The organism is Noviherbaspirillum sp. L7-7A (genome assembly GCF_019052805.1).
Taxonomy (GTDB): Bacteria; Pseudomonadota; Gammaproteobacteria; order Burkholderiales; family Burkholderiaceae_D; genus Noviherbaspirillum_A.
Genome location: NZ_JAHQRJ010000001.1, coordinates 985,989 through 1,008,648 on the forward strand (window position 1 = coordinate 985,989; position 22,660 = coordinate 1,008,648).

Here is a 22,660-nt window from a genome sequence, read left to right on the forward strand (position 1 = left end):
TCCGGCTTTTCGCTGGCCGGATTGCCGGCGCCGCGCATGTGCCTACATGTTAAACAGGCGATACAAACCCGATACATCACCATGCTAGTATCTGATCCGCCCCCGCAGCCAGGGCGCCGCATACCAAGGACAGTTAATGGATTCACGAGTCAACGACACGCCTCCCGGCACGACCACCACAACCGTTCCACGCAAGACCCGAAGCCGCCTGCTCGGCACGATCATCGCCATTGCGGCCCTGCTTGCTCTTGGCTGGCTGGTCTGGCATCTGACGCGTCCCAAGCCGGAGGGCGGGCCGGGCGCCGGCGGCGGTCCGGGCGGTCCGGGAGGGCGCGGCGCGCCTGCCACGACAGTAGGCGTGGGAATGGCCGAGCGAATCGATCTGCCGGTTACGCTGGAGGCGATTGGCACGGTCACCTCGGCTGCCACCGTTACCGTGCGGCCCCAGGTGTCGGGCGTGTTTCGCGAGATCCTGTTCACCGAAGGCCAGCTCGTGAAAGCGGGGCAGGTGATGGCCGTGATCGATCCCAGCCAGTTCGAGATGGCGCTGATGCAGGCTAGCGGCCAGCGCCAGCGCGACGAGGCGCAGCTGGAGAATGCGAAGCTGACGCTGCAGCGTTACCGCACGCTGCTGGCGCAGGACTCGATTGCGCGTCAGGAGGTCGACACCCAGGCCGCACTGGTGCGCCAGCTGGAAGGCACGGTGCTGGCCGACCGCGCCGCCGAAGGCACCGCCAAGCTCAATCTCGGCTATAGCAAGGTAGTGGCCCCGATCAGCGGCCGGGTCGGCCTGCGCAGCGTGGACGTCGGCAATGTGATCGGACCCAACGATGCCAACGGCATCGCCGTCATCACCCAGGTGTCGCCGATCGATGTGCAGTTCGCCATTCCCCAGGACCGGGTGCCCGAAGTGCAGGAAGGCCTGCGCCAGGCTGGCGCGATGCAGGTCAGCGCGCTCGACCGCACCCGCGCCACGGTGCTGGGCGAAGGCCGCTTCCGCGCCCTCGACAACCAGGTCGATACCCAGACCGGCACGGTGCGCGCCAAGGCGCGTTTCGATAACCAGGATGGCGCGCTCTTTCCGAGCCAGTTCGTGAATGTGAAGATGATGCTGCGCACCATCCCGGGCGCGGTGGCGGTGCCGGTCAATGCGCTGCGCAACAGCAGCAGCGGCGCCTATGTCTATGTGCTCAATCCCCAGGAACGCACGGTTTCGCAGCGCAAGGTGCAGCGCGGACAGGCCACGGCGGACCGGGTGCAGATCGTCAGCGGCCTGGAAGCGGGCGAGCGGGTCATCACCGAAGGCGCCGACCGCCTGAAGGATGGCGACAAGGTGTCGCTGCCGGGCGAGCGGCCCGGTGCGGGCGGCGGCGGTGGTCGCCGTCAGGGCGAGCGCCGCCGTGGTGCCGGTGGTGCCGGTGGTGCCAATAATGCCCCGGCAACGGAAGGCGCCGCGCCAGCAGCAGCGCCTGAAGGCGCACGGCCAGCCGCGCCGGCAAGCCAGCCGCCGACCGGCGCCGCCCCGGCTGCGCCAGCCACCCCGCGCTGATGCCCGCTTCGAGGATGCACCAGGCATGAGCCCTTCAACACCCTTCATCCAGCGCCCGGTCGCGACCTCGCTCCTGATGCTGGCCATCGTGCTGGCCGGCTTCATGGGTTTCCGCTTCCTGCCGCTGTCGGCGCTGCCGCAAGTCGATTTCCCGACGATACAGGTGCAGACCCTGTATCCGGGCGCCAGCCCTGAGGTGATGAGCCAGACCGTCACCGCACCGCTGGAACGGCAGTTCGGCCAGATGTCCGGCCTGCAGCGCATGAGTTCCACCAGCGCCGCCGGCGTATCGGTGATCACCCTGCAGTTCGATCTCGGCGAGAAGCTCGACGTGGCCGAACAGGAAGTGCAGGCCGCGATCAATGCCGGTTCCTCGCTGCTGCCGGCCGACCTGCCGGCGCCGCCGGTCTATGCCAAGGTCAATCCGGCCGACGCGCCCGTGCTGACGCTGGCCATCACCTCCGACACCCTGCCGCTGACCGATGTGCAGAACCTGGTCAATACCCGGCTGGCCCTGAAGATCAGCCAGGTATCGGGCGTAGGCCTGGTATCCCTGTCCGGCGGCCAGCGGCCGGCGGTGCGCATCCAGGCCGACAGCCAGGCGCTGGCGTCCTATGGCCTCGGCCTGGACAGCCTGCGCAATGCCATCAGCGCGGCCAATGCCAACAGCGCCAAGGGCAGCTTCGACGGCCCGACGCGCTCCTTCACCATCAATGCCAATGACCAGCTGGTGACGGCACAGGATTATGCATCGCTGATCATTGCCTACCGCAATGGCGCGCCGGTGCGGCTGTCCGAAGTGGCGAAGGTGGTGGACAGCGCCGAGAACGTGAAGCTGGCGGCCTGGGCCGGCATGAAGCCGGCCATCATCCTGAACGTGCAGCGCCAGCCGGGCGCCAACGTGATCGCCACCGTGGACGCGATCAAGGCCCGCCTGCCCGAATTGCAGGCCGGCCTGCCGGCGTCGCTGCAGGTGGATGTGCTGTCGGACCGCACCACCGGCATCCGCGCCTCGGTGCGGCATGTGGAGATCGAGCTGCTGCTGGCGGTGGTGCTGGTAGTGCTGGTGATCTTCGCCTTCCTGCATGACCTGCGCGCGACCGTGATCGCCAGCCTGGCCGTGCCGATCTCGCTGATCGGCGCATGCGGCGCGATGTATTTGCTGGGCTACAGCTTGAACAACCTGTCGCTGATGGCATTGACGATCGCCACCGGCTTCGTGGTGGACGATGCGATCGTGATGATCGAGAACATCGCCCGCTACATCGAGGAAGGCGAGCCGCCGATGGCGGCGGCGTTAAAAGGCGCGGCGCAGATCGGCTTCACCATCATCTCGCTGACGGTGTCGCTGATCGCGGTGCTGATTCCGCTGCTGTTCATGGGCGACGTGGTCGGCCGGCTGTTCCGGGAATTCGCCATCACGCTGGCCATCACCATCCTGATCTCGGCCGTGGTGTCGCTGACGCTGGTGCCAATGATGTCGGGCCGCTGGCTCAAAAGCCATGCCGGCATCGACGCCGACCAGCCTGCCGGCCGCCTGCAGCGCGTCTACGACAGCGTAATGGTTCGCTACGACCGTTCGCTGCAATGGGTGCTGGCGCGCCAGGGGCTGACGCTGCTGGTGGCCCTGGCCACGCTGGCGCTGACGGTGGTGCTCTACATCCTGATTCCGAAAGGCTTGTTCCCGACCCAGGATACCGGCCAGTTGCAGGCGCGGGTGGAAGCGGCGCAGTCGGTGTCCTACCAGCGCATGACCGAGCTCCAGCAGGCCGCCGCGCAAGCCATCCTGGAAGATCCGGCGGTGGAAAACCTGAGCTCCTTCGTGGGCGTGGACGCCGCCAACAACACCATGCTGCACACCGGCCGCATGCTGATCAACCTGAAGGACCAGCGCGACGGCAAGCTGGCCGACATCATGGGCCGGCTGCGCGAGCGGGTCGGCCGGGTGGCCGGCGTGACGCTGTACCTGCAGCCGACCCAGGACCTGACCATCGATGCCGAGAGCGGCCCGACCCAGTACCGGCTGTCGCTGGAGGGCGCGCGCAGCGCCACCGTGAATGAATGGGCCGGCAAGCTGGCGAGCCGGCTGCAGCAGGTGCCGCAGGTGCGCAACGTGGTGTCGGACGCCGGCGCTTCCGGCCTGGCGGCGGTGGTCGAGATCGACCGCGACACCGCCTCGCGGCTGGGCATCACCGCGGCCGCAGTCGACGAGGCGCTGTACAGCGCCTTCGGCCAGCGCATCGTCTCCACCATCTTCACCGAGACCAACCAGTACCGGGTGATCCTGGAAGCGCAGCAGCAGGGCCTGGCCACGCCCCAGACGCTGGGCGCGCTCCAGTTGCGCACCAGCGCCGGCAAGCCCACGCCGCTGTCGGCGATTGCCCGCATCAGCGAGCAGCCGGCGCCGCTGCAGGTGACCCATGTGGCGCAGTATCCGGCCACCACGCTGGGCTTCGATACCGCGCCGGGCGTGTCGCTGGGGAGGGCGGTCGATGCCATCCGCCATGCCGCGCAGGAGATCGACATGCCGGCCAGCGTGTCGATGACCTTCCTCGGCGCGGCCGGCGCCTACCAGGCTTCGCTGACCAACCAGCTGTGGCTGATCCTGGCCGCGGTGGTGTGCGTCTATATCGTGCTGGGCGTGCTGTATGAAAGCTATGTGCATCCGCTGACCATCCTGTCGACGCTGCCGTCGGCCGGCGTGGGCGCACTGCTGGCGCTGATGCTCAGCGGCGAAGACCTGGGCGTGATCGGCATCATCGGCATCATCCTGCTGATCGGCATCGTGAAGAAGAACGCGATCATGATGATTGACTTCGCCATCGACGCCGAGCGCAACGAGGGCCGCGCGCCGCGCGAGGCGATCCACCAGGCCGCGCTGCTGCGCTTCCGCCCGATCCTGATGACGACCCTGGCGGCGCTGTTCGCCGCGGTGCCGCTGATGCTGGGCTGGGGCGAGGGCGCCGAACTGCGGCGGCCGCTCGGCCTGTCCATCTTCGGCGGCCTGATCGTGAGCCAGATGCTCACGCTCTACACCACGCCGGTGATCTACCTGGCCTTCGACCGGCTCGGCCAGCGCCTGCGCGGCGGACGCGGCCAGCGTGGCCAAACGGCGGAAGAGGCGGGCGCGTGAACCTGTCAGCGCCCTTTGTCCGGCGGCCCATTGCCACGGTGCTGCTGACCATCGGCCTCGCGCTGGCCGGCATCGCCGCCTTCCTTGTGCTGCCGGTGTCGCCGCTGCCGCAGGTGGACTTTCCCTCGATCTCGGTATCGGCCACGCTGCCCGGCGCCAGTCCCGACACCATGGCCACCAGCGTTGCCACGCCGCTGGAACGGAGACTGGGCGTGATTGCCGGCGTCAACGAGATGACCTCCACCAGCGGCAATGGCTCGACCCGCATCAGCCTGCAGTTCGACCTGTCGCGCAAGATCGATGCCGCCGCGCGCGAGGTGCAGGCGGCGATCAATGCTTCCCGGGTCGACCTGCCGGCCACGCTGCGCAGCAACCCGACCTACCGCAAGATCAATCCCTCGGATGCGCCGGTGATGATCCTGGCGCTGACCTCGAGCAGCCGCACGCCGGGCCAGGTGTATGACGAAGTCTCCAATATCGTGCAGCAGCGCCTGGCGCAGGTCGAAGGCGTGGGCGATGTGGAGCTGGGCGGCGGCTCGCTGCCGGCGGTGCGGGTGGAGCTGCTGCCGTTCGCGCTGAACCGCTACGGCGTGAGCATGGAAGACGTGCGCGCCGCGATCCAGGCCAGCAATGCCAACCGGCCCAAGGGCGCCATCGAGGGCGACGACCGGCGGCTGCAGATCTATACCCGCTCCTCGGCCGGCGGCGGCCGCACGGCCGCCGATTACCGCGGCCTGGTGGTGGCCTGGCGCAATGGCGCGGCGATCCGGCTGTCCGACGTGGCCAGGGTGTATGACGGACAGGAGAACAAGCGCACGCTGGGCCTGTTCAACGGCCAGCCGGCGGTGGTGGTGATCATCACCCGCCAGCCCGGCGCCAATGTGATCCAGACCGTCGACAGCGTGCGCGGGCTGATCCCGTCGCTGCAGGCCCAGCTGCCGCCGGACATCAGGCTGCAGGTGGCATCGGACCGCACGCTGTCGATCCGCTCCTCGCTGCGCGAGATCGAGATGACGCTGGTCATTTCCATCGTGCTGGTGGTGCTGGTGGTCAGCGTGTTCCTGCGCAGCCTGCGCGCCACCATCATTCCGGCGGTGGCCACCGTGGTGTCGCTGCTGGGCACCTTCGGCGTGATGTATGCGCTGGGCTTCTCGCTCAACAACCTGTCGCTGATGGCACTGACGGTGGCCACCGGCTTCGTGGTCGACGATGCCATCGTGGTGCTGGAAAACACCAGCCGGCATATCGAGGCCGGCATGGACCGCTTCAAGGCCGCGCTGCTGGGCGCGCGCGAGGTCGGCTTCACGGTGCTGTCGATCAGCCTGTCGCTGGTGGCGGTATTCATCCCGCTGCTGTTCATGGGCGGCCAGGTCGGCCGCCTGTTCCGCGAGTTCGCGGTCACGCTGTCGGCGGCGGTGATGATCTCGCTGGTGATCTCGCTGACCACGACGCCGATGATGTGCGCCTGGCTGCTCAAGCCCGGTGGGCAGCACAAGCCGCCCGGACGGCTGTCGCGCTTCTTCGAGCGCGGCTTTGCGCTGACCCAGCGCGCCTATGAGCACAGCCTGGATTGGGCGCTGGACAGCCGCTGGCTGGTGCTGTTCATCCTGGTGGCGGTGGTGGGCATGAATGTCTACCTGTTCAAGGCCGCGCCCAAGGGTTTCTTTCCGACCCAGGACACCGGACAGATCGCCGCCGGCATCCGCGCCGACCAGAGCATTTCCTTCGAGGCGATGCAGGACAAGCTGCGCCGCGTGGTCGACATCATCCGGCGCGACCCGGCGGTGGATACCGTGGTCGGCTTCACCGGCGGCAGCCGCGCCGGCGGCGGCTTCATGTATATCGCCCTGAAGCCGGCGGACCAGCGCACGGATCGTGGCCAGGCAGTGATTGCCCGGCTGCGGCCGCAGCTGTCGCAGGTGACGGGCTTACGCATCTTCCTGAACCCGGTGCAGGACCTGCGCATGGGCGGGCGCTCCAGCAATTCCACTTACCAGTACACGCTCAAGAGCGACAACATCGCCGACCTGAAGCGCTGGTCCAGCCGGCTTGCCGATGCGATGCGCAGCCAGCCGGCGCTGATCGACATCGACACCGACCAGGAAGAGAACGGGGTCGAGAGCTTCGTCACGGTGGACCGCGACAGCGCCTCGCGGCTGGGCGTGAATTCGCGCGACGTCAACAATGCGCTCTACAACAGCTTCGGCCAGCGCCAGGTATCGACGATCTACGATGAGCTGAACCAGTACCGGGTCATCATGGAAGTGGGGCCGGCCTATGCAAGCAGCCCGGAGTCGCTGCGCGATGTGTACGTGCCGGCCCGTGGCGTTGCCGCGACCACGCCCACTACCGGCCTGGCCGCCGGCACCAGCGTGGCCAGCGCGACGATGACGCCGGCAGCCACCGGCGCCACGGCCGGCGCAGGAACGACAACCACCACGACCACCGCAGCCGCCGCGACCACCGGCACCAGCACCGCCGTCAACCCGGGCCTGCGCGACGCCGCCAGCGGCCAGGCGATCAGCACCACGCCAACCACCATGGTGCCGCTGTCAGCCTTCGCCAGCTTCAGCGAGCGCGCGACCGCCACCTCCATCAGCCACCAGGATGCGGAACTGGCAACCACCATCTCCTACAACCTGGCCGAGGGCGTCAGCCTGACCCAGGCGCAGGCCGCGGTGCGCCAGGCCGAGGCCGACATCGGCATGCCGATCAATGTGCGCGGCAGCTTCGAAGGGACTGCCCGCGGCTTCCAGGAAAGCCAGGACCAGCAGCCGATGCTGATCGCCGCCGCGCTGATCGTGATCTATATCGTACTGGGCGTGCTGTACGAAAGCCTGGTGCATCCCATCACGGTGCTGTCGACGCTGCCGTCGGCCGGCGTCGGCGCCATCATTGCGCTGCTGCTGTTCGACATGGACTTTTCCATCATCGCGCTGATCGGCGTATTCCTGCTGATCGGGATCGTGAAGAAGAACGCGATCATGATCATCGACTTCGCGCTCGAAGCCGAGCGTGCCCGCGGCCTGTCGGCACTGGAGGCGGTGCGCGAGGCCTGCCTGCTGCGCTTCCGTCCCATCCTGATGACCACCATGGCGGCGGCGCTGGGCGCGCTGCCACTGGCCATCGGCTTCGGCGAAGGCGCAGAGCTGCGCCGGCCGCTGGGCGTTGCCATCATCGGCGGCCTGATCGCCAGCCAGCTGCTGACGCTGCTGACCACGCCGGTGGTCTACATCCTGCTCGACAAGCTGCGCCGGCGCAGCCCGGGCGAGCGGGCGCTGGCCCGCACCGCCGAACCGCAATCGACCTGAACACCATGCGCCTATCCCTGACCGTTCCTTCCCTGACCGTTCCTTCCCTGACTGTTCCTTCGCAACGACGCATGCTGGCCGCAACGCTGTGCGCCGTCCTCGGCGGCTGCGCGCTGGCGCCGGCCTATGAAGCGCCGCCCGTCAACCTGCCCGCGGGCTTCAAGGAAGCCGGCGACTGGGTGCCGGCCACGCCGGCGGACGACGCGCCGCGCGGCGCCTGGTGGACCATCTTCAACGACCCGGTGCTCAACGACCTGGTGGCCGCCGTGCAGGTGTCGAACCAGAACGTGGCCGCCGCCAGCGCCGCCTATGCGCAGGCGAGGGCGCTGGTGGCCGGACAGCGCGCGGCCCTGTTTCCGGCCGTGTCGCTGGGCGCCGATGCCGATCGCAGCAGCTCGCGCAGCGTGTCGTCCGCCGCGACGGGCGCGCGGCTCGGCAACAGCTACCAGGTCAGCCTGGGCGGCAGCTGGGAACCCGACCTGTGGGGCAGGTTGCGCGGCGGCGTGCAGAATGCCGCTGCCCAGGCCCAGGCCAGCGCCGCCGACCTTGCGCTGGCCACGCTGTCGGCCCAGGGCGAGCTGGCGGCCAACTATCTGAACCTGCGCGAGACCGATGTCCAGGCCGAACTGCTGCGGGCCACCATTGCCGGCTACGAGCGGGTGCTGCAGATCACGCAGAACCGTTACGACGCCGGCGTGGCGCCGAAGACCGACCTGTTCCAGTCACAGACCCAGTTGGCCACCGCCCGCGCCGACCTGGTGGCGCTGCAGCGGCAGCGCGCGCAGCTGGAACATGCGATCGCGGTACTGCTGGGCAAGACGCCGGCCGAATTCAGCCTGGCGCCGGCGGCATGGCAGCCCACGGTGCCGGACATTCCGCTGGTGCTGCCGGCGACCCTGCTGCAGCGGCGCCCGGACATCGCTGCCGCCGAGCGTCGGGTGGCGGCCGCGAATGCGAGCATCGGCGTAGCCCGCGCCGGCTATTTCCCCGGCATCGGCCTCTCCGCGTCCTACGGCTATGGCGCCAGCCGGGTCGGCGACCTGTTCAATGCATCCGCCGCGGCCTGGTCGCTCGGGCTGTCGCTGGCGCAGCGCGTCTTCGACGCCGGCGCCGTCAATGCCCAGGTGGCCAGCGCCCGCGCCGCGCACGAGCGCACTGCGGCCCAGTATCGCCAGACCGTGCTGGTGGCCTTCCAGGATGTGGAAGACCAGCTCGCCGCCAGCCGCGTGCTGTCGCAGCAGCTCGAATTGCGCCGCACCGCGTCCAGCGCGGCGGACCAGGCCGAACAGCAGGTGCTGAACCGCTACCGCGCCGGCCAGGTCAGCTATACCGAGGTCGTCACGGCGCAAGCCACCGCGCTGCAGGCGCGGCGCACGCTGGCCCAGTTGCAGGCCAACCGCCAGATCGTGGCGGTGGCGTTGATGCAGGCGCTGGGCGGCGGGTGGACGGGGCAGGGGAATCCGTAACGGGCTAGAGGCTTGCATGCGGAAGGGGAAGCCGGAATGAGCGCTCATCATGGGAATGGCCATCCCGCTGTAGGGTGGAATATCCCGCAGGGGTATTCCACCCTACGAATCTGCTGGTCGCTTTGGTGCATGGTTACAACCTGGAGAATCGAACGCATGGTCTTGTCTGCCGCAGCTTGCCAATCGCGGTAGCGGCTCGTTCAGCAAGCGTAGCCTGGGTGAAACGCAGCGCAACCCGGGATTGCCTCCTTTGTGCAAGAGACGCATCCCGGACTTTCCTGGCCAATTCTCAAACCCTGCCCTTTCCCTCTCTCTGGCACAACGGCTGGCTTCACCGATGGATGGCCCGGGTTGCGCTGCGCGTCACCCAGGCTACCCACTGGAAAGGAAACGCAGGTCTTTGCCTGCTGGAGATTACCGCGTGGGGTGATTTGTCGTACAGGTGAAAATTATTCCGGCATTCGGCGCAAAGCCAATCCGATCGACAAAAAACATTCACCTCGCGGTACCGATGTCGATGTAACAATTACATCCTCATTTTTATGGCTGCCGCCCGCACGGTAGCGCGACTCCTTCCTTTCTCCTTCCCCCGATAATCATGAATACCACCACGCTACCGTACGGCGCAGCGTCTTCCGCGCGCCAGCAGCTGGAAGCCGCGACCTATGCCAAGGTCACCTGGCGTCTGCTGCCTTTCCTGTTCATCTGCTATGTCGCGGCTTATCTCGACCGCGTCAATGTCGGCTTCGCCAAGCTGCAGATGCTCAGTGACCTGCAGTTCAGCGAAACCGTCTACGGCCTCGGCGCCGGCATTTTCTTCATCGGCTATTTCTTCTTCGAAGTGCCGAGCAACATCATCATGCATAAGGTGGGCGCCCGTGTCTGGATCGGCCGCATCATGATCACCTGGGCCATCCTGTCGGGCGCGATGATGTATGTGACCAGCCCGACCATGTTCTACGTGCTGCGCTTTTTCCTGGGCGTGGCGGAAGCCGGCTTCTTTCCCGGCATCGTGCTGTACCTGACCTACTGGTTCCCGGCGCAGCGCCGCAGCCGCATGAATGCGCTATTCATGATCGGCATCCCGATCGCCGGCGTGATCGGCGGACCGCTGTCGGGCTGGATCCTGAATGCCTTCCATGGCGCAAACGGCCTGTCAGGCTGGCAGTGGCTGTTCGTGATCGAGGCGGTGCCTTCACTGATCCTCGGCGCCATCACCATTTTCTATCTGCCCAACAGTATTTCCGGCGCCTCCTGGCTCAATGCCGAGGAAAAGCGGCTGCTGGAAGAAAACATCGCCGGCGACAACAGCGGCAAGGCCGACCATGGCCTGTCGGGCGTGTTCGGCAACGCCCGCGTCTGGCTGATGGCAGCCATCTACTTCTGCTGCATGATGGGCCTGTATGGCGTTGGCTTCTACCTGCCAACGCTGATCAAGGCGGCCGGCGTGAAGGACGCGCTCGATGTCGGCATGCTCACGGCAATTCCCTACGGCTGCGCCGTGGTGGCGATGCTCTTCAACGCCAAAAGCGCCGACCGCAACCGCGAGCGCCGCTGGCACTTCGCCGTCGCCAGCGCGCTGGGCGGCCTGGGCCTGATGCTGGCCACCATCTTCGGCGACAACGTCACGCTGGCGATGGCCGCGCTGTCCCTGGGCACGGCCGGCCTGTTGGCCACCATGCCGGTGTTCTGGACCTATCCGAGCGCCATCCTCGGCGGCACCGCGGCCGCGGCCGGCATTGCGCTGATCAACTCGGTGGGCAACCTGGCCGGCTTCGTCAGCCCGTCCATCATCGGCTGGATGAAGGATGTCACCCATAGCACCAATGCCGGCATGTACGTGGTGTCGGCGGCGCTGTTCCTCGGCGCATTGCTGGCGCTACTGCAGCCGCGCAGCCTGGTCAATCGCTGATCGTGTATCGGCAGGGCAGCCGGCGGCACATTCAATAGGCCGGCTGCACATTGCTCATGATGAAGCGGCTGGCCGGGATCGCCGGCAGCCGGCCCAGGTCTATCCACATGTTCTGGCGCGGCACCACATAGCGCATCGCGGCCAGTTCCCGCGTCAGGCCCTTGATCAGAGCAATGGTCAGGAATTCACCGGCGCAGCGGTGCCCGCTGTCATGCTCGCCGCCGCCCTGAGGGATCAGGGTGAAGGGATTGCCGTCCCAGTTCTCGAAGCGCTCCGGCCGGAACACATTCGGCCTGGGCCACAGGGCCGGGTCATGATTGGTGCCGTACAGGTCCAGCACCACCCAGTCGCCCGGCAGGAACAGATGCCCGCGCCATTCGAAAGGCTGCAGCGCCCGTCCGCCCACCATCGGGAAGAAGGGATAGAAACGCCGCACTTCCTGGGCAAAGCACTGCAGCCTGTCGTCGTGGCCGGCGGCCAGGCCTTCGCGGTATTGCGGATTCTGATGCAGGGCAAGGGCGGCAAAGGTGATGTAGCGCGCCACCGCGACGGTGGGCCGCAGCAGATTGACCAGTTCCACCGCCGCCACATTCAAGGGCAGTGCTTTCCCGTTCTCATCCTGATGCCGTGCAATGATTGCCAGCGCGCAGTCATGCGCCACATCCAGGCTGCCGTCGCGCACGCCTTCGATCAGGCCGCGCGCCCAGCGCTCGGTCTGTGCCCGCAACATCTGGCCGCGCGCATTGCGGGCGCCGACCGAGCCGGCACCGTCGATCATCGCCGCGAATTCCACGGTGCGCTCCCTGGCTTCGCCTGCGCCCAGTTCGATGCCGGCCCAGGCGCAGACGGCGCGGCACAATATCCCTTCCACTTCATCGTGCAGCACGACCTCCTTCATGCCTTCCCAGGCGTCGATGCGGGCGCGCCACTGCTCGACAGCAAGCTGCGTCATGCGTTCGACCGACTGCCGCTGCAGCAGCGACATGAACAGGCGCTTGCGATGGCGATGCGCCTGCCCGTCCAGCATGATCGCGCTGCCATAGTCCTGCAGCAGCGTCAGCGCATTCGGCGGCAGGGCGCCGCGGCGGGTGAAACGGTCAGGCACGTAGAACATCCGGGCGGCGTCCTCGCCGCTGACGCAGAACACCCGGCTCATCATCAGCCGGGTTTCGAAGACATCGCTGCCATAGGCCTGGCAGCGCTCGCCGATGAAGCGGTAGCCTTCCCTGAGCAGCGCCACGGTATGGTCGATGCCGGGTTCCCTTGGGATGGCAGTGCGGGCGACGGCGGTGGTCGTTGTCATGGTTATGGCTCCGCATCAATATTGACAGGCTGATTAGAGCCGGATGCATGGCGCTAGTTCGCCGGCCCCACCTGCCTGGCGCATTCACCACTCATGGCTCGCCATTGTCCTACTTCGATTTGCAGCATTGTCCGACAGATCGAACGGCCCGCGCCTCCTATGATGTGCGCCATGGGCCGGCGTGAAGGCCGGTGAGCCACACACAGCAAGGAGCCAGACATGGACGAGCCAAGCAGCGTACCGGCGCAGCACCAGGAGCAGCAGCCGGGTTCCCAGAAACAGATGTCGCCCCAGCCCAATACGATTCCGCCCGATTACCGCGGCAGCGGCAAGCTCGACGGCAAGGTGGCGCTGATCACCGGCGCCGACAGCGGCATCGGCCGGGCCGTGGCCGCGGCATTTGCAAAGGAGGGCGCGGATGTGGCGGTGCTCTACCTGAACGAGCACCAGGATGCCGCCGAAACCCGCAAGCTGGTGGAGGAGGCGGGCCGCAAATGCGTGCTGATCGCCGGCGATGTCGGCGACGAGTCGTTCTGCCAGGATGCGGTGCGGCGGGTGGCTGATGAGCTGGGCCATCTCGATATTCTGGTCAACAATGCCGCCGAGCAGCATCCGCAACCCGCCATTACCGACATCAGCGCCGAACAGCTGGAACGCACCTTCCGCACCAACATCTTTTCGATGTTCTTCATGGTCAAGGCAGCGCTGCCGCACCTGAAGGAAGGATCGCGCATCATCAACACCACCTCGGTCACCGCCTATCGCGGCAGCCCGCAGCTGCTGGACTATGCCTCGACCAAGGGCGCCATCGTGGCCTTCACCCGTTCGCTGTCGCAGGGACTGGCGGAGAAGGGCATCCATGTGAACGGCGTTGCGCCGGGGCCGATCTGGACGCCGCTGATTCCCTCGACCTTCGACGAGAAGAAGGTGGAAAGCTTTGGCGAGAGCGTGCCGCTGAAGCGGCCAGGCCAGCCGGAGGAAGTGGCGCCGGCCTATGTGTTCCTGGCGTCCGACGGCGGCAGCTACATGACCGGCCAGGTGCTGCATCCGAATGGCGGTGAGGTGATCAACGGCTAAGCGGGTAAGCGGCTGAGCGGCCAGGGCGATTCAGGCAGCAGCGCGCCATGCGGCTGCGCTGAATTCGAATGCCTGGTTCTCGAACACCGAGGTCTGGCGCCAGATCGCATGCTCGCGAGTCACGACGAGCGTCCAGGATTCATTTGCCGAAGGCTTGTCGGCGGCGAACCCGGTGTGGGACAAGAGCGCCGTGCAGCCGCCGGACGCCGGGTCGCGTACCGAGGCATAACGGATCAGCTGCAGCCCGGCGTTCCTGGCCTGGCGTGCCAGTGCCTGGCAGGCGGCATAGTCGGTGGGATGCATCCAGTCAGCCTGCCTCGCATTGAAAGGCGGAAGCCGGAGGTCGATGCCCAGTCCCGCCACGGGCGTGAGAAACAGGGTCTGGGCGATTGGCCCGATTGCGTCAAGCGCCGGGCTGTCGCTCAGGAAACGCCAGCGCCAGTAGCCCAGTTCGGCGCAGGCGGTGCGTCTTTCATCGGCACCGTAGAAGACGCCAGGCTCGGCCGGGCCACGAAAGCGCGATCCGGACGGCAGCGGTGGATAACGAAACGGGGTGAACAGCAGCCAGTGCAGACTGCGCATTGCATCCGGCAGCGGCGGCTTGGAATCATCCAGCAGGCTTTCCAGCAATGCCTGTTCGTCCAGGGTGTCCACCAGCACCATGGTGGCAACCTGATGCTGCGCTTCCACCGCCCGCCATATCGCCAGATTCAGGCTGGCAGCATGGCTGGCCAGGTCGTCAGATCCGGCCACGGTGGGCATCGACATAGTGCAGCACGCGAACCAGTCCTTCTGCGCTTTCCATCAGCGCCAGCGGCTTGCTGGCCAGTGCCAGGTTGTCGGAATTGAGCCAGGTGCGGGCGTCGGCGCCATGGCCCAGCATGGCGTCCAGCGAGCGGAAGAGTCTTACCAGCAGCAGCGCCAGTTCCCATTCCTTGCCGCGTTCAGGACTGAGCTGATAGCTGCCGGCGCACAGTCGCGATGCCGTTGCGGCGCTGATGCCGAGTATCCGGGCAAGGGAGTTTTGTCGCAGTTCCAGCAGGCTGGCGACATTGCGTACCGCCTTGCTGAGGGTGGCAGCCGGGTCGGGCTGGGAGCCGGCAATCGACGCCGGGGACTGAAGAGAATAGGCATTCATGGCAGCTGCCTTTCCAGGGAAATATTCAATGCATTTAATTTCACTGGAAACTATCACGCTTTGTCTGGATTGTCTACCGCTTTTTGAGCGGCAGATCCGGCTGCAGCGGTCCGGTCCTGCATCGTCCCATGCCGATGCCGCATAGGCAGCCCGATGCGGCAGGTTATAATCGCGTTTTCCCGACGCAACCCGCACGGCGGACGCAACACACTAGCCGCGGTGCATCAACTCTCTTCTCGCCATGCTGATTCTGCCGGGCTCCAATGCCCTGTCCGCCTTTCGCACCCAACGTTTGCTGACCCAGCTCCAAGGCATCGATGCCGCCATTACCGGCGTCTCCGCCCGTTACCTGCATTTCATCGACGCCGCCAATACGCTGTCCAGCGACGATGAGGCGCGGCTTGGCGCATTGCTGACCTATGGCGAGCCGGCCGTCGGCAATGAGGAGGGCGACCTGTTCGTCGTGATTCCGCGTTTCGGCACGATCTCGCCCTGGGCCAGCAAGGCAACCGACATTGCGCACAACTGCGGCATGAGCCATATCCACCGCATCGAGCGCGGCGTGGCTTACCGTGTCACGGTGAAATCCGGCCTGCTGGGCGGCGCGCGCCGCCTGGCCGACGGCAGCGCCCTGCCGGTCGCCGCCGCGCTGCATGACCGCATGACGGAAATGGTGCTGCGCAGCGCCGACGACGCCGTCGGCCTGTTCCGCGAACTGGCCGCCAGGCCGCTGGCCTTTGTCGACGTGCTCGCAGGCGGCAAGGCCGCGCTGGTCACGGCCAATGCCGAGCTGGGCCTGGCGATGTCGGATGACGAGATCGATTACCTGATGCAAGCCTTCACCGAGGCGCGCCGCAATCCGACCGACGTCGAACTGATGATGTTCGCGCAGGCCAACAGCGAACACTGCCGGCACAAGATCTTCAATGCCGACTGGACCATCGACGGCGAGCGCCAGGACAAGTCGCTGTTCGCGATGATCCGCAATACCCACCAGTTGAATCCACAGGGCACCATCGTTGCCTACAGCGACAATTCCTCTGTGATCGAGGGCGCGGAGGTGCAGCGCTTCTATCCGCGTGGCGCAAAGGCCGGCAATGTCTACCAGGCCAGCGAGGAACTGACCCATATCCTGATGAAGGTGGAAACCCACAACCACCCGACGGCCATTTCGCCCTTCCCGGGCGCCTCTACCGGCGCCGGCGGCGAGATCCGCGACGAAGGCGCCACCGGCCGCGGCGCCAAGCCCAAGGCCGGCCTGACCGGCTTCACCGTCTCCAACCTGATGCTGACCCATGCGGTCCAGCCTTGGGAAAACGCGCGCGACGTCGCCCAGCCGGCAGCGGCCCGCGACGCCCATGCGCAGGGCGGCATCTACGGCAAGCCGGACCGCATCGTCTCGCCGCTGCAGATCATGGTCGACGGCCCGCTCGGCGGCGCCGCCTTCAACAATGAGTTCGGACGGCCCAACCTGGGCGGCTATTTCCGCAGCTATGAACAGAACGTCGGCGGCACCGTCTACGGCTATCACAAGCCCATCATGATCGCCGGCGGCATCGGCAACATCGCCGCGCAGCATACGAAGAAGGAAGAGCTGCCGGTCGGCAGCCTGCTGGTGCAGCTGGGCGGTCCCGGCATGCGCATCGGCATGGGCGGCAGCGCCGCGTCCTCGATGGCCACCGGCAGCAATACCGCCGACCTCGATTTCGACTCGGTGCAGCGCGGCAATCCCGAAATGGAGCGGCGCGCGCAGGAAGTCATCAATGCCTGCTGGGCCATGGGCGGCAACAATCCCATCCTGTCGATCCACGACGTCGGCGCCGGCGGCCTGTCCAATGCCTTCCCGGAAATCACCAATGACGCCCGGCGCGGCGCCATCTTCGACCTGCGCCGCGTGCCGCTGGAAGAGAGCGGCATGGCGCCCAAGGAAATCTGGAGCAATGAATCGCAGGAGCGCTACGTGCTGGCGATCGCCCCGGAAAACCTGGCGCTGTTCCAGTACCTGTGCGAGCGCGAACGCTGCCCGTTCGCCGTGGTTGGCCATGCCACCGAGGAACGCCAGCTCAAGGTGATCGATCCGCAGAACGACAACAACCCGGTCGACATGCCGATGGATGTGCTGCTCGGCAAGCCGCCCAAGATGCACCGCGACGTCAGCCGCGTCGCCGTCGAACTGCCGCCGGTCGACCTGACCGGCATGGTGCTGGAGGAAGTCGCCGAGCGCGTGCTGCGCCAGCCCACCGTTGGCGACAAGTCCTTCCTGATCACCATAGGCGACCGCACCGTCGGCGCCACCACCGTGCGCGACCAGATGGTTGGTCCGTGGCAGGTGCCGGTGGCCGACTGCGCGGTCACCACCATGAGCTTTGAAGGTTATATCGGCGAGGCGATGGCGATGGGCGAGCGCACGCCGCTGGCCGTGATCGACGCGCCCGCCTCGGGCCGCATGGCGGTCGGCGAAGCCATTACCAATATCGCCGCCGCGCCGATCGCTGCGCTGTCGGACGTGAAGCTGTCGGCCAACTGGATGGCGGCCTGCGGCCAGCCCGGCCAGGATGCGGCATTGTTCGACACCGTGAAGGCGGTTGGCATGGAGCTGTGCCCGGCGCTGGGGATCAGCATCCCGGTCGGCAAGGATTCGCTGTCCATGCGCACCACCTGGAAGGAAGCCGACGGCCAGGCCAAGGCGGTAACCTCGCCGGTCTCGCTGATCGTGTCGGCCTTTGCCCGCGTGACCGACGTGCGCAAGTCGCTGACGCCGCAGTTGCGTACCGACCTCGGCGACACCGCGCTGATCCTGGTCGACCTCGGCGCCGGCCGCAACCGCATGGGCGGCTCGGTACTGGCCCAGGTGATGCAGCAGATCGGCAACCAGGCGCCCGACGTCGACAATCCGGAGCAGCTGAAGGCCTTCTTCGGCGCGGTGCAGCGCCTCAACGATGAAGGCCGGCTGCTGGCCTACCATGACCGCTCCGACGGCGGCCTGTACACCACGCTGTGCGAGATGGCCTTCGCCGGGCGCACCGGCGTGTCGGTCAACCTCGACATCCTGACCATGGAAGGCGAGCATGCCTCCGACTGGGGCGACTCCAAGAACTGGGCAACCCAGGTCGGCGAGCGCCGCAACGAGCTGACGCTGCGCGCGCTGTTCTCCGAGGAACTGGGCGCGGTGCTGCAGGTGCGCGCCGAGCAGAAGTCCGACGCGATGAATGTGCTGCGCGAGTTCGGCCTGGGCGCGGTCGGCCACATCATCGGCAAGACCAATCCGCGCGACGACATCGAATTCACCCGCGACGCCAAGGTGATCTACAAGCAGCCGCGCATGGCGCTGCAAAAGCTGTGGAGCGAAACCAGCTGGCGCATCGCCCGCCTGCGCGACAACCCGGCCTGCGCCGATGCCGAATACGAGCGCATCAACGACGCTGCCGACCCCGGCATCACGCCCAGGGTCAGCTTCGACATGGAACAGGACGTTGCCGCGCCCTTCATCGGCACCGGCGCCCGGCCACGGGTTGCCATCCTGCGCGAGCAGGGCGTGAACTCCCATATCGAAACCGCCTACGTGATGCACAAGGCCGGCTTCGAAGCCGTGGACGTGCACATGAGCGACCTGATCGCCGGGCGTGCCCGCCTGGCCGACTTCAAGGGCGCGATCGCGGTCGGCGGCTTTTCCTACGGCGACGTGCTGGGCGCGGGCGAGGGCTGGGCGAAGACCATCCTGTTCAACATGCAGCTGGCCGAGCAGTTCTCCGCCTTCTTCAACCGCGACGACACCTTCGCGCTTGGCATCTGCAATGGCTGCCAGATGATGAGCAACCTGAAGTCCATCATCCCCGGCGCCCATGCCTGGCCGAAGTTCACCCGCAACCGTTCAGAGCAGTTCGAGGCGCGTTTTGCGATGGTGGAGATAGACGATTCGCCGTCCATCTTCTTCCAGGGCATGGCCGGCACCCAGGCGCCGATCGCGGTCGCTCATGGCGAAGGCCATGCGGACTTCTCGCAGACCGGCAGCCTCGGCGACGCACTGGTGGCGATGCGCTTCGTCGACAACAAGGGCGCACACACCGAGGCTTATCCGTACAACCCGAACGGCTCGCCGCAGGGCATCACTTCGGTGACCACGCCCGACGGCCGCTTCACGGTGCTGATGCCGCATGCGGAGCGGGTATTCCGCACGGTGCAGCAGTCCTGGCATCCGGATGGCTGGGGCGAGCACACGCCGTGGATGCGCATGTTCCGCAATGCGCGGGTGTGGGTGGGTTAAGGCGCTGTCGGGCTCAGCGGTTTGGGTCGGGCCAAGGCAAACTGGCCTCGGTACAGGGTGTGGGTTTTGTCGTCACGGGTTGCGGCGAAGAGCCGCAACCTGGTGCCGGGGTCATCATGGACCGTGTCGGCCAGCCCAGTCAGTCCGGCCAAAGGTGCTCAAGCCGATTTGTTGAGGATGACCGCCGGCTGCAGGGCCAGCGCTGCCGCCTTCATTTCCCCCTGCGATACCAGTTGATCGTAGCGGCCCTGCGCAAACAGAGTCGCGCGAATCAGTCCTAGTGCTTCCTTGTCGCCGCCTTGCTGCGCTTGCTGCAATGCTGCCTCGGCGCTTGCGCCTGCTTCCAGCAGGGTTGCCATGGCTTCCGGCTGTTGCGCGGCCAGCGCCATGGCGAAGGCATCGTCCAGCGCTTCCTGGGATGCGCCTTGCGCCAGGCAGAGCCGCAGCACCTGGGTGTGGTTATGGATCGCGGCCATGGCCAGCGCATGGCCTTGCTGGTCCGGTCTGGCGCCGGATGCAATCAGGAATTCGACCGCGGCGCTGTTTCCGGCGGCGATCGCGTGGCTCAATACCGGCGTCGCAGAGTCGTCTCCATGCACGGATACGCCTGCGTCGAGCAAGGTTGGCAGCAGTGCGACATGAGCGTGCTGGATGGCGATGGCCATGCATAATGCGCCGTTCTCGGCAGTCAGCGCGGCGTCGCTTGTCAGCAGGCGCGATGCCAGTCTGGTGTAGCCGGTCTCGCAAGCCAGTTCCAGCAGGTCCTGCCGATACTCTGCATCCAGTGCGATACACTCCCTCGCAAGCAATGCCAGAAGGATCTCTTCAAAATGCGCGGGAAATGCGCGTTGCCGGTGCAGGTTGCTGCCATCGTCGACGATGCGTCGCAGCATTGTTGCGGCGCCGGCTGTCCGGCGGCCACCGGCGCGCCAGTAGAGGCTGTGCAAGGTTGCGTTGATATGCGCGTCGTCCATGTTGTCCATTCGCTGCTCCACAGTCGGCCGGAAGAAAGGCTTGCCTTGTTAACGGAAGCTTAGTGACCCGCTAAAGGGATGTTCGCAAAGAAAAGCGTGTTGTCGGTGTTGGATGAACTTGCATGCTTGGATCGAAGCCATTGGCGGCGCATCTGGCAATCTGCGTAGGGTGCAATACCCGAAGGGCATTGCACCGTTTTTGCAAGGACCGGGCAGGCATCTAGCGCTGACCGTGAGCGACGGCTTTCGCGCAATGCCCCTGCGGGGTATTACGCCCTACGGTAAATCCTGGCTCACTATCTCAAGCGTGGACAATAAAAAGCCCCGTCCTCAACAGACGGGGCTGTCAATGAAGCTTGAAAGTTAAGGCGTCTTACTGGATCTTTGCCTTCTTCTTCAGTTCCTGCTGATAAGCCTGGAGCTTCTGCTGCTGCAGCGACTCGGCGATCTGCGGCTTGACTTCGTCGAACGACGGCACCTTGGCTGCACGGGAATCTTCCAGCTTGATCACGTGGTAGCCGAACTGGGTCTGCACCGGGGTTTCGGTGATCTGGCCTTTTTGCAGCGCGATCATCGCGTCGGAGAACGGCTTGACGAAGGCGCTCGGCGGCGCCCAGTCGAGGTCGCCGCCATTGGCTGCGGAACCGGTGTCCTTGGATTGCTTGGCCAGGTCTTCGAACTTGGCGCCAGACTTCAGCTTGGCGATGATGGCCTTGGCGTCGTCTTCCTTTTCCACCAGGATGTGGCGCGCATGGTATTCCTTGTCGCCGGCCTGGGCCTTGAACTTGTCATACTCGGCTTTCATGTCGGCTTCGCTGACCGGGTTCTTCTTCACGTAATCGGCCACCAGCGCGCGGATGACGATGGACTGGCGGGCCATTTCCATCTGGTTCTTCACTTCCGGCGAGGACGACAGGCCCAGCTTGTCGGCTTCCTGCATCAGGATTTCGCGGTTGACCAGTTCTTCCTTGACCATCGCGCGCAGTTGCGGCGAGTCCTGCTGGCCCTGGGCTGCCATCTGCTTGATCATGGCGTCCGCGCGGGACGAAGGCACCGGCTTGCCATTGACAACCGCGAGGTTCTGGGCCATCACGGGCACAGCGGCGGTTGCGAGAAGAAGAACGAGCAGGCGAGCGGGTTTTAAGGTCATGTCTGTTCCTTGAGTTGGGGAAATAATATTGCGAGTTTGATACGTAACGAAAGGGCGGCTATGGTGCCGCGCCGGCTTCGGCAGGTGTCAGGGCGGTGATGGCAAGCGCATGGATTTCCTGCTGCATCATTTCCTGCAGCGCATCATACACCAGCCGGTGACGCGAGATTCTTGACTGACCTTCAAAGCGCGAGGATACGAGACGAAGCCGGTAATGTCCACCGCCGGAAGCGGCGCCGGCATGGCCGGCATGCAGCGCCGAATCATCGTCGATCCGGCACTCCAGCGGCGCCAGCGCCGCCTGCAGCAGGGCAGTCATGCGGTCGATGCGGCTCATCCCGGATCCTTGATGTACTTGGACAGGAACATGGTCTGCGCGATGACGAAGGCGATCATCAGGCCCATGAAGCCGAACAGCTTGAAGTTCACCCAGACCGAGGTCGGAAAGTTGAATGCGATGTACAGGTTGAGCGCGCCCATCGCCGCGAAAAAGCCGGCCCAGGCCAGGTTCAGCCTGGTCCATACCGGGTCGGGCAGGTCGATCTGCGCCTTCATCATCAGGCGGATCAGGTTCTTGCCCATGGTGAGCTGGGCGCCGACCAGCACCACCGCGAACACCCAGTACAGCACGGTCGGCTTCCACTTGATGAAGGCCTCGTTGTGGAAGTAGATGGTGGCGCCGCCAAAGACCACGATGATGGCCAGCGATACCCACAGCATGCCGTCGACCTTGCGGCCGCGGATCAGCAGGTAGGCAATCTGCGCGATGGTGGCAATGATGGCCACCGCGGTAGCCAGCAGGATGGGCGCCTGTTCCGGCCCGACGCTTCCGCCTGAGACTAGGCCGGACAGATACTGGCCCACCATGGCCTGAGCGGCGTCGGCATGGCCTTCGCCCCATTTGAACACCCCGAAAAACAGGATGACCGGGAACATGTCAAACAGAAACTTCATCGGCCAGGCCCTTGTTCCGGTTTTGGATCGAACCGCAATGAGGCGGAATTGATGCAGTAGCGCAGCCCGGTGGGCGGCGGGCCGTCGGGAAAGACATGGCCGAGATGGGCATCGCAGACATTGCACAGGATTTCCGTGCGTACCATGCCGTGGGTGCGGTCGATTTTCTCGGTGACGTTCTCCGGGTTCAGCGGACGGAAGTAGCTGGGCCAGCCGCAGCCCGACTCGAACTTCGCGTCGGATTCGAATAGCGGGGTGCCGCAGCAGACGCAGGTATAGACGCCGTGCTCATGATGGTCCCAGTAGCGGCCGGTGAAGGCGCGCTCGGTGGCCGCGTGGCGCGTCACCTGGTATTCCATCGGGTCCAGCATCTGACGCCATTCGGCATCGGTTTTCCTGACTTTCTCGGTCATGGTCTCTCTCGCTTTC

General features: G+C 65.9%; 15 protein-coding genes. 7 read left to right on the top strand and 8 right to left on the bottom strand.

Annotated elements, in window-relative coordinates:
* The first annotated feature begins 136 nt into the window (after positions 1-136).
* The 5 genes from KTQ42_RS04550 (at position 137) to KTQ42_RS04570 (ending at position 11,371) form a co-directional block, all read left to right on the top strand.
* Entirely contained in the window at positions 137-1,549 is a 1,413-nt protein-coding gene (locus KTQ42_RS04550) for an efflux RND transporter periplasmic adaptor subunit (RefSeq protein ID WP_217344422.1), read from the top strand.
* 25 nt (positions 1,550-1,574) lie between these two features.
* Positions 1,575-4,682, top strand: coding sequence for an efflux RND transporter permease subunit (locus tag KTQ42_RS04555; RefSeq protein WP_217346813.1), 3,108 nt, complete (start codon positions 1,575-1,577; stop codon positions 4,680-4,682).
* Positions 4,679-7,993 (top strand): efflux RND transporter permease subunit, encoded by a 3,315-nt coding sequence (locus KTQ42_RS04560; RefSeq protein WP_217344423.1) that lies wholly within the window; start codon positions 4,679-4,681, stop codon positions 7,991-7,993. Before KTQ42_RS04555 ends, KTQ42_RS04560 begins: the two co-directional genes overlap by 4 nt.
* Before the next feature lie 5 nt (positions 7,994-7,998).
* Complete coding sequence (locus tag KTQ42_RS04565; protein ID WP_217344424.1) at positions 7,999-9,459, top strand: efflux transporter outer membrane subunit; 1,461 nt, start codon at positions 7,999-8,001, stop codon at positions 9,457-9,459.
* A gap of 598 nt (positions 9,460-10,057) precedes the next feature.
* Positions 10,058-11,371, top strand: a complete 1,314-nt coding sequence (locus KTQ42_RS04570; protein WP_217344425.1) for an MFS transporter — start codon at positions 10,058-10,060, stop codon at positions 11,369-11,371.
* Between the two features lie 31 nt (positions 11,372-11,402).
* On the opposite strand, the gene KTQ42_RS04575 is transcribed toward KTQ42_RS04570, so the two are convergent.
* Positions 11,403-12,674: a cytochrome P450 gene (locus KTQ42_RS04575; protein WP_217344426.1), complete on the bottom strand. Its 1,272-nt coding sequence runs from the start codon at positions 12,672-12,674 to the stop codon at positions 11,403-11,405.
* A 219-nt stretch (positions 12,675-12,893) separates the two neighbouring features.
* Here KTQ42_RS04575 and KTQ42_RS04580 point away from each other — a divergent pair, with 219 nt between their 5' ends.
* Positions 12,894-13,751: an SDR family oxidoreductase gene (locus KTQ42_RS04580; RefSeq protein ID WP_217344427.1), complete on the top strand. Its 858-nt coding sequence runs from the start codon at positions 12,894-12,896 to the stop codon at positions 13,749-13,751.
* A 30-nt stretch (positions 13,752-13,781) separates the two neighbouring features.
* Here KTQ42_RS04580 and KTQ42_RS04585 read toward each other — a convergent pair whose 3' ends face one another.
* Both KTQ42_RS04585 and KTQ42_RS04590 read right to left on the bottom strand, forming a co-directional pair.
* Positions 13,782-14,519 carry an RES family NAD+ phosphorylase gene (locus KTQ42_RS04585; RefSeq protein ID WP_249222638.1) on the bottom strand — a complete coding sequence of 246 codons (738 nt, stop codon included), beginning with the start codon at positions 14,517-14,519 and terminating at the stop codon, positions 13,782-13,784.
* Positions 14,491-14,889: an antitoxin Xre-like helix-turn-helix domain-containing protein gene (locus tag KTQ42_RS04590; RefSeq protein WP_217344428.1), complete on the bottom strand. Its 399-nt coding sequence runs from the start codon at positions 14,887-14,889 to the stop codon at positions 14,491-14,493. Before KTQ42_RS04590 ends, KTQ42_RS04585 begins: the two co-directional genes overlap by 29 nt.
* 241 nt (positions 14,890-15,130) lie before the next feature.
* On the opposite strand from KTQ42_RS04590, the gene purL reads away from it, so the two are divergent.
* Positions 15,131-19,153 carry a phosphoribosylformylglycinamidine synthase gene (purL, locus tag KTQ42_RS04595; RefSeq protein ID WP_217344429.1) on the top strand — a complete coding sequence of 1,341 codons (4,023 nt, stop codon included), beginning with the start codon at positions 15,131-15,133 and terminating at the stop codon, positions 19,151-19,153.
* 158 nt (positions 19,154-19,311) lie between these two features.
* On the opposite strand, the gene KTQ42_RS04600 is transcribed toward purL, so the two are convergent.
* From KTQ42_RS04600 to msrB, 5 genes are all read right to left on the bottom strand, one after another.
* Positions 19,312-20,136, bottom strand: coding sequence for an ankyrin repeat domain-containing protein (locus tag KTQ42_RS04600; protein ID WP_217344430.1), 825 nt, complete (start codon positions 20,134-20,136; stop codon positions 19,312-19,314).
* 364 nt (positions 20,137-20,500) lie between these two features.
* Complete coding sequence (locus KTQ42_RS04605) at positions 20,501-21,277, bottom strand: peptidylprolyl isomerase (protein WP_217344431.1); 777 nt, start codon at positions 21,275-21,277, stop codon at positions 20,501-20,503.
* Between the two features lie 58 nt (positions 21,278-21,335).
* Entirely contained in the window at positions 21,336-21,614 is a 279-nt protein-coding gene (locus KTQ42_RS04610; protein WP_217344432.1) for a BolA family protein, read from the bottom strand.
* Positions 21,611-22,231, bottom strand: coding sequence for a septation protein A (locus KTQ42_RS04615; protein ID WP_217344433.1), 621 nt, complete (start codon positions 22,229-22,231; stop codon positions 21,611-21,613). Before KTQ42_RS04615 ends, KTQ42_RS04610 begins: the two co-directional genes overlap by 4 nt.
* A complete protein-coding gene (gene msrB, locus KTQ42_RS04620; protein WP_217344434.1) occupies positions 22,228-22,644 on the bottom strand; it encodes a peptide-methionine (R)-S-oxide reductase MsrB in 417 nt (138 codons plus the stop codon). The genes KTQ42_RS04615 and msrB overlap by 4 nt, the downstream gene beginning before the upstream one ends.
* Positions 22,645-22,660: the final 16 nt, after the last annotated feature.

Bases quoted from the DNA above. Each gene is read 5' to 3' on its own strand.
- KTQ42_RS04555 (WP_217346813.1), top strand. From the start codon at position 1,575: ATGAGCCCTTCAACACCCTTCATCCAGCGCCCGGTCGCGACCTCGCTC.
- KTQ42_RS04605 (WP_217344431.1), bottom strand. From the start codon at position 21,277: ATGACCTTAAAACCCGCTCGCCTGCTCGTTCTTCTTCTCGCAACCGCC.
- KTQ42_RS04615 (WP_217344433.1), bottom strand. From the start codon at position 22,231: ATGAAGTTTCTGTTTGACATGTTCCCGGTCATCCTGTTTTTCGGGGTG.
- KTQ42_RS04550 (WP_217344422.1), top strand. From the start codon at position 137: ATGGATTCACGAGTCAACGACACGCCTCCCGGCACGACCACCACAACC.
- KTQ42_RS04575 (WP_217344426.1), bottom strand. From the start codon at position 12,674: ATGACAACGACCACCGCCGTCGCCCGCACTGCCATCCCAAGGGAACCC.
- purL (WP_217344429.1), top strand. From the start codon at position 15,131: ATGCTGATTCTGCCGGGCTCCAATGCCCTGTCCGCCTTTCGCACCCAA.
- KTQ42_RS04585 (WP_249222638.1), bottom strand. From the start codon at position 14,519: ATGTCGATGCCCACCGTGGCCGGATCTGACGACCTGGCCAGCCATGCT.
- KTQ42_RS04565 (WP_217344424.1), top strand. From the start codon at position 7,999: ATGCGCCTATCCCTGACCGTTCCTTCCCTGACCGTTCCTTCCCTGACT.
- KTQ42_RS04600 (WP_217344430.1), bottom strand. From the start codon at position 20,136: ATGGACAACATGGACGACGCGCATATCAACGCAACCTTGCACAGCCTC.
- msrB (WP_217344434.1), bottom strand. From the start codon at position 22,644: ATGACCGAGAAAGTCAGGAAAACCGATGCCGAATGGCGTCAGATGCTG.
- KTQ42_RS04580 (WP_217344427.1), top strand. From the start codon at position 12,894: ATGGACGAGCCAAGCAGCGTACCGGCGCAGCACCAGGAGCAGCAGCCG.
- KTQ42_RS04570 (WP_217344425.1), top strand. From the start codon at position 10,058: ATGAATACCACCACGCTACCGTACGGCGCAGCGTCTTCCGCGCGCCAG.
- KTQ42_RS04610 (WP_217344432.1), bottom strand. From the start codon at position 21,614: ATGAGCCGCATCGACCGCATGACTGCCCTGCTGCAGGCGGCGCTGGCG.
- KTQ42_RS04590 (WP_217344428.1), bottom strand. From the start codon at position 14,889: ATGAATGCCTATTCTCTTCAGTCCCCGGCGTCGATTGCCGGCTCCCAG.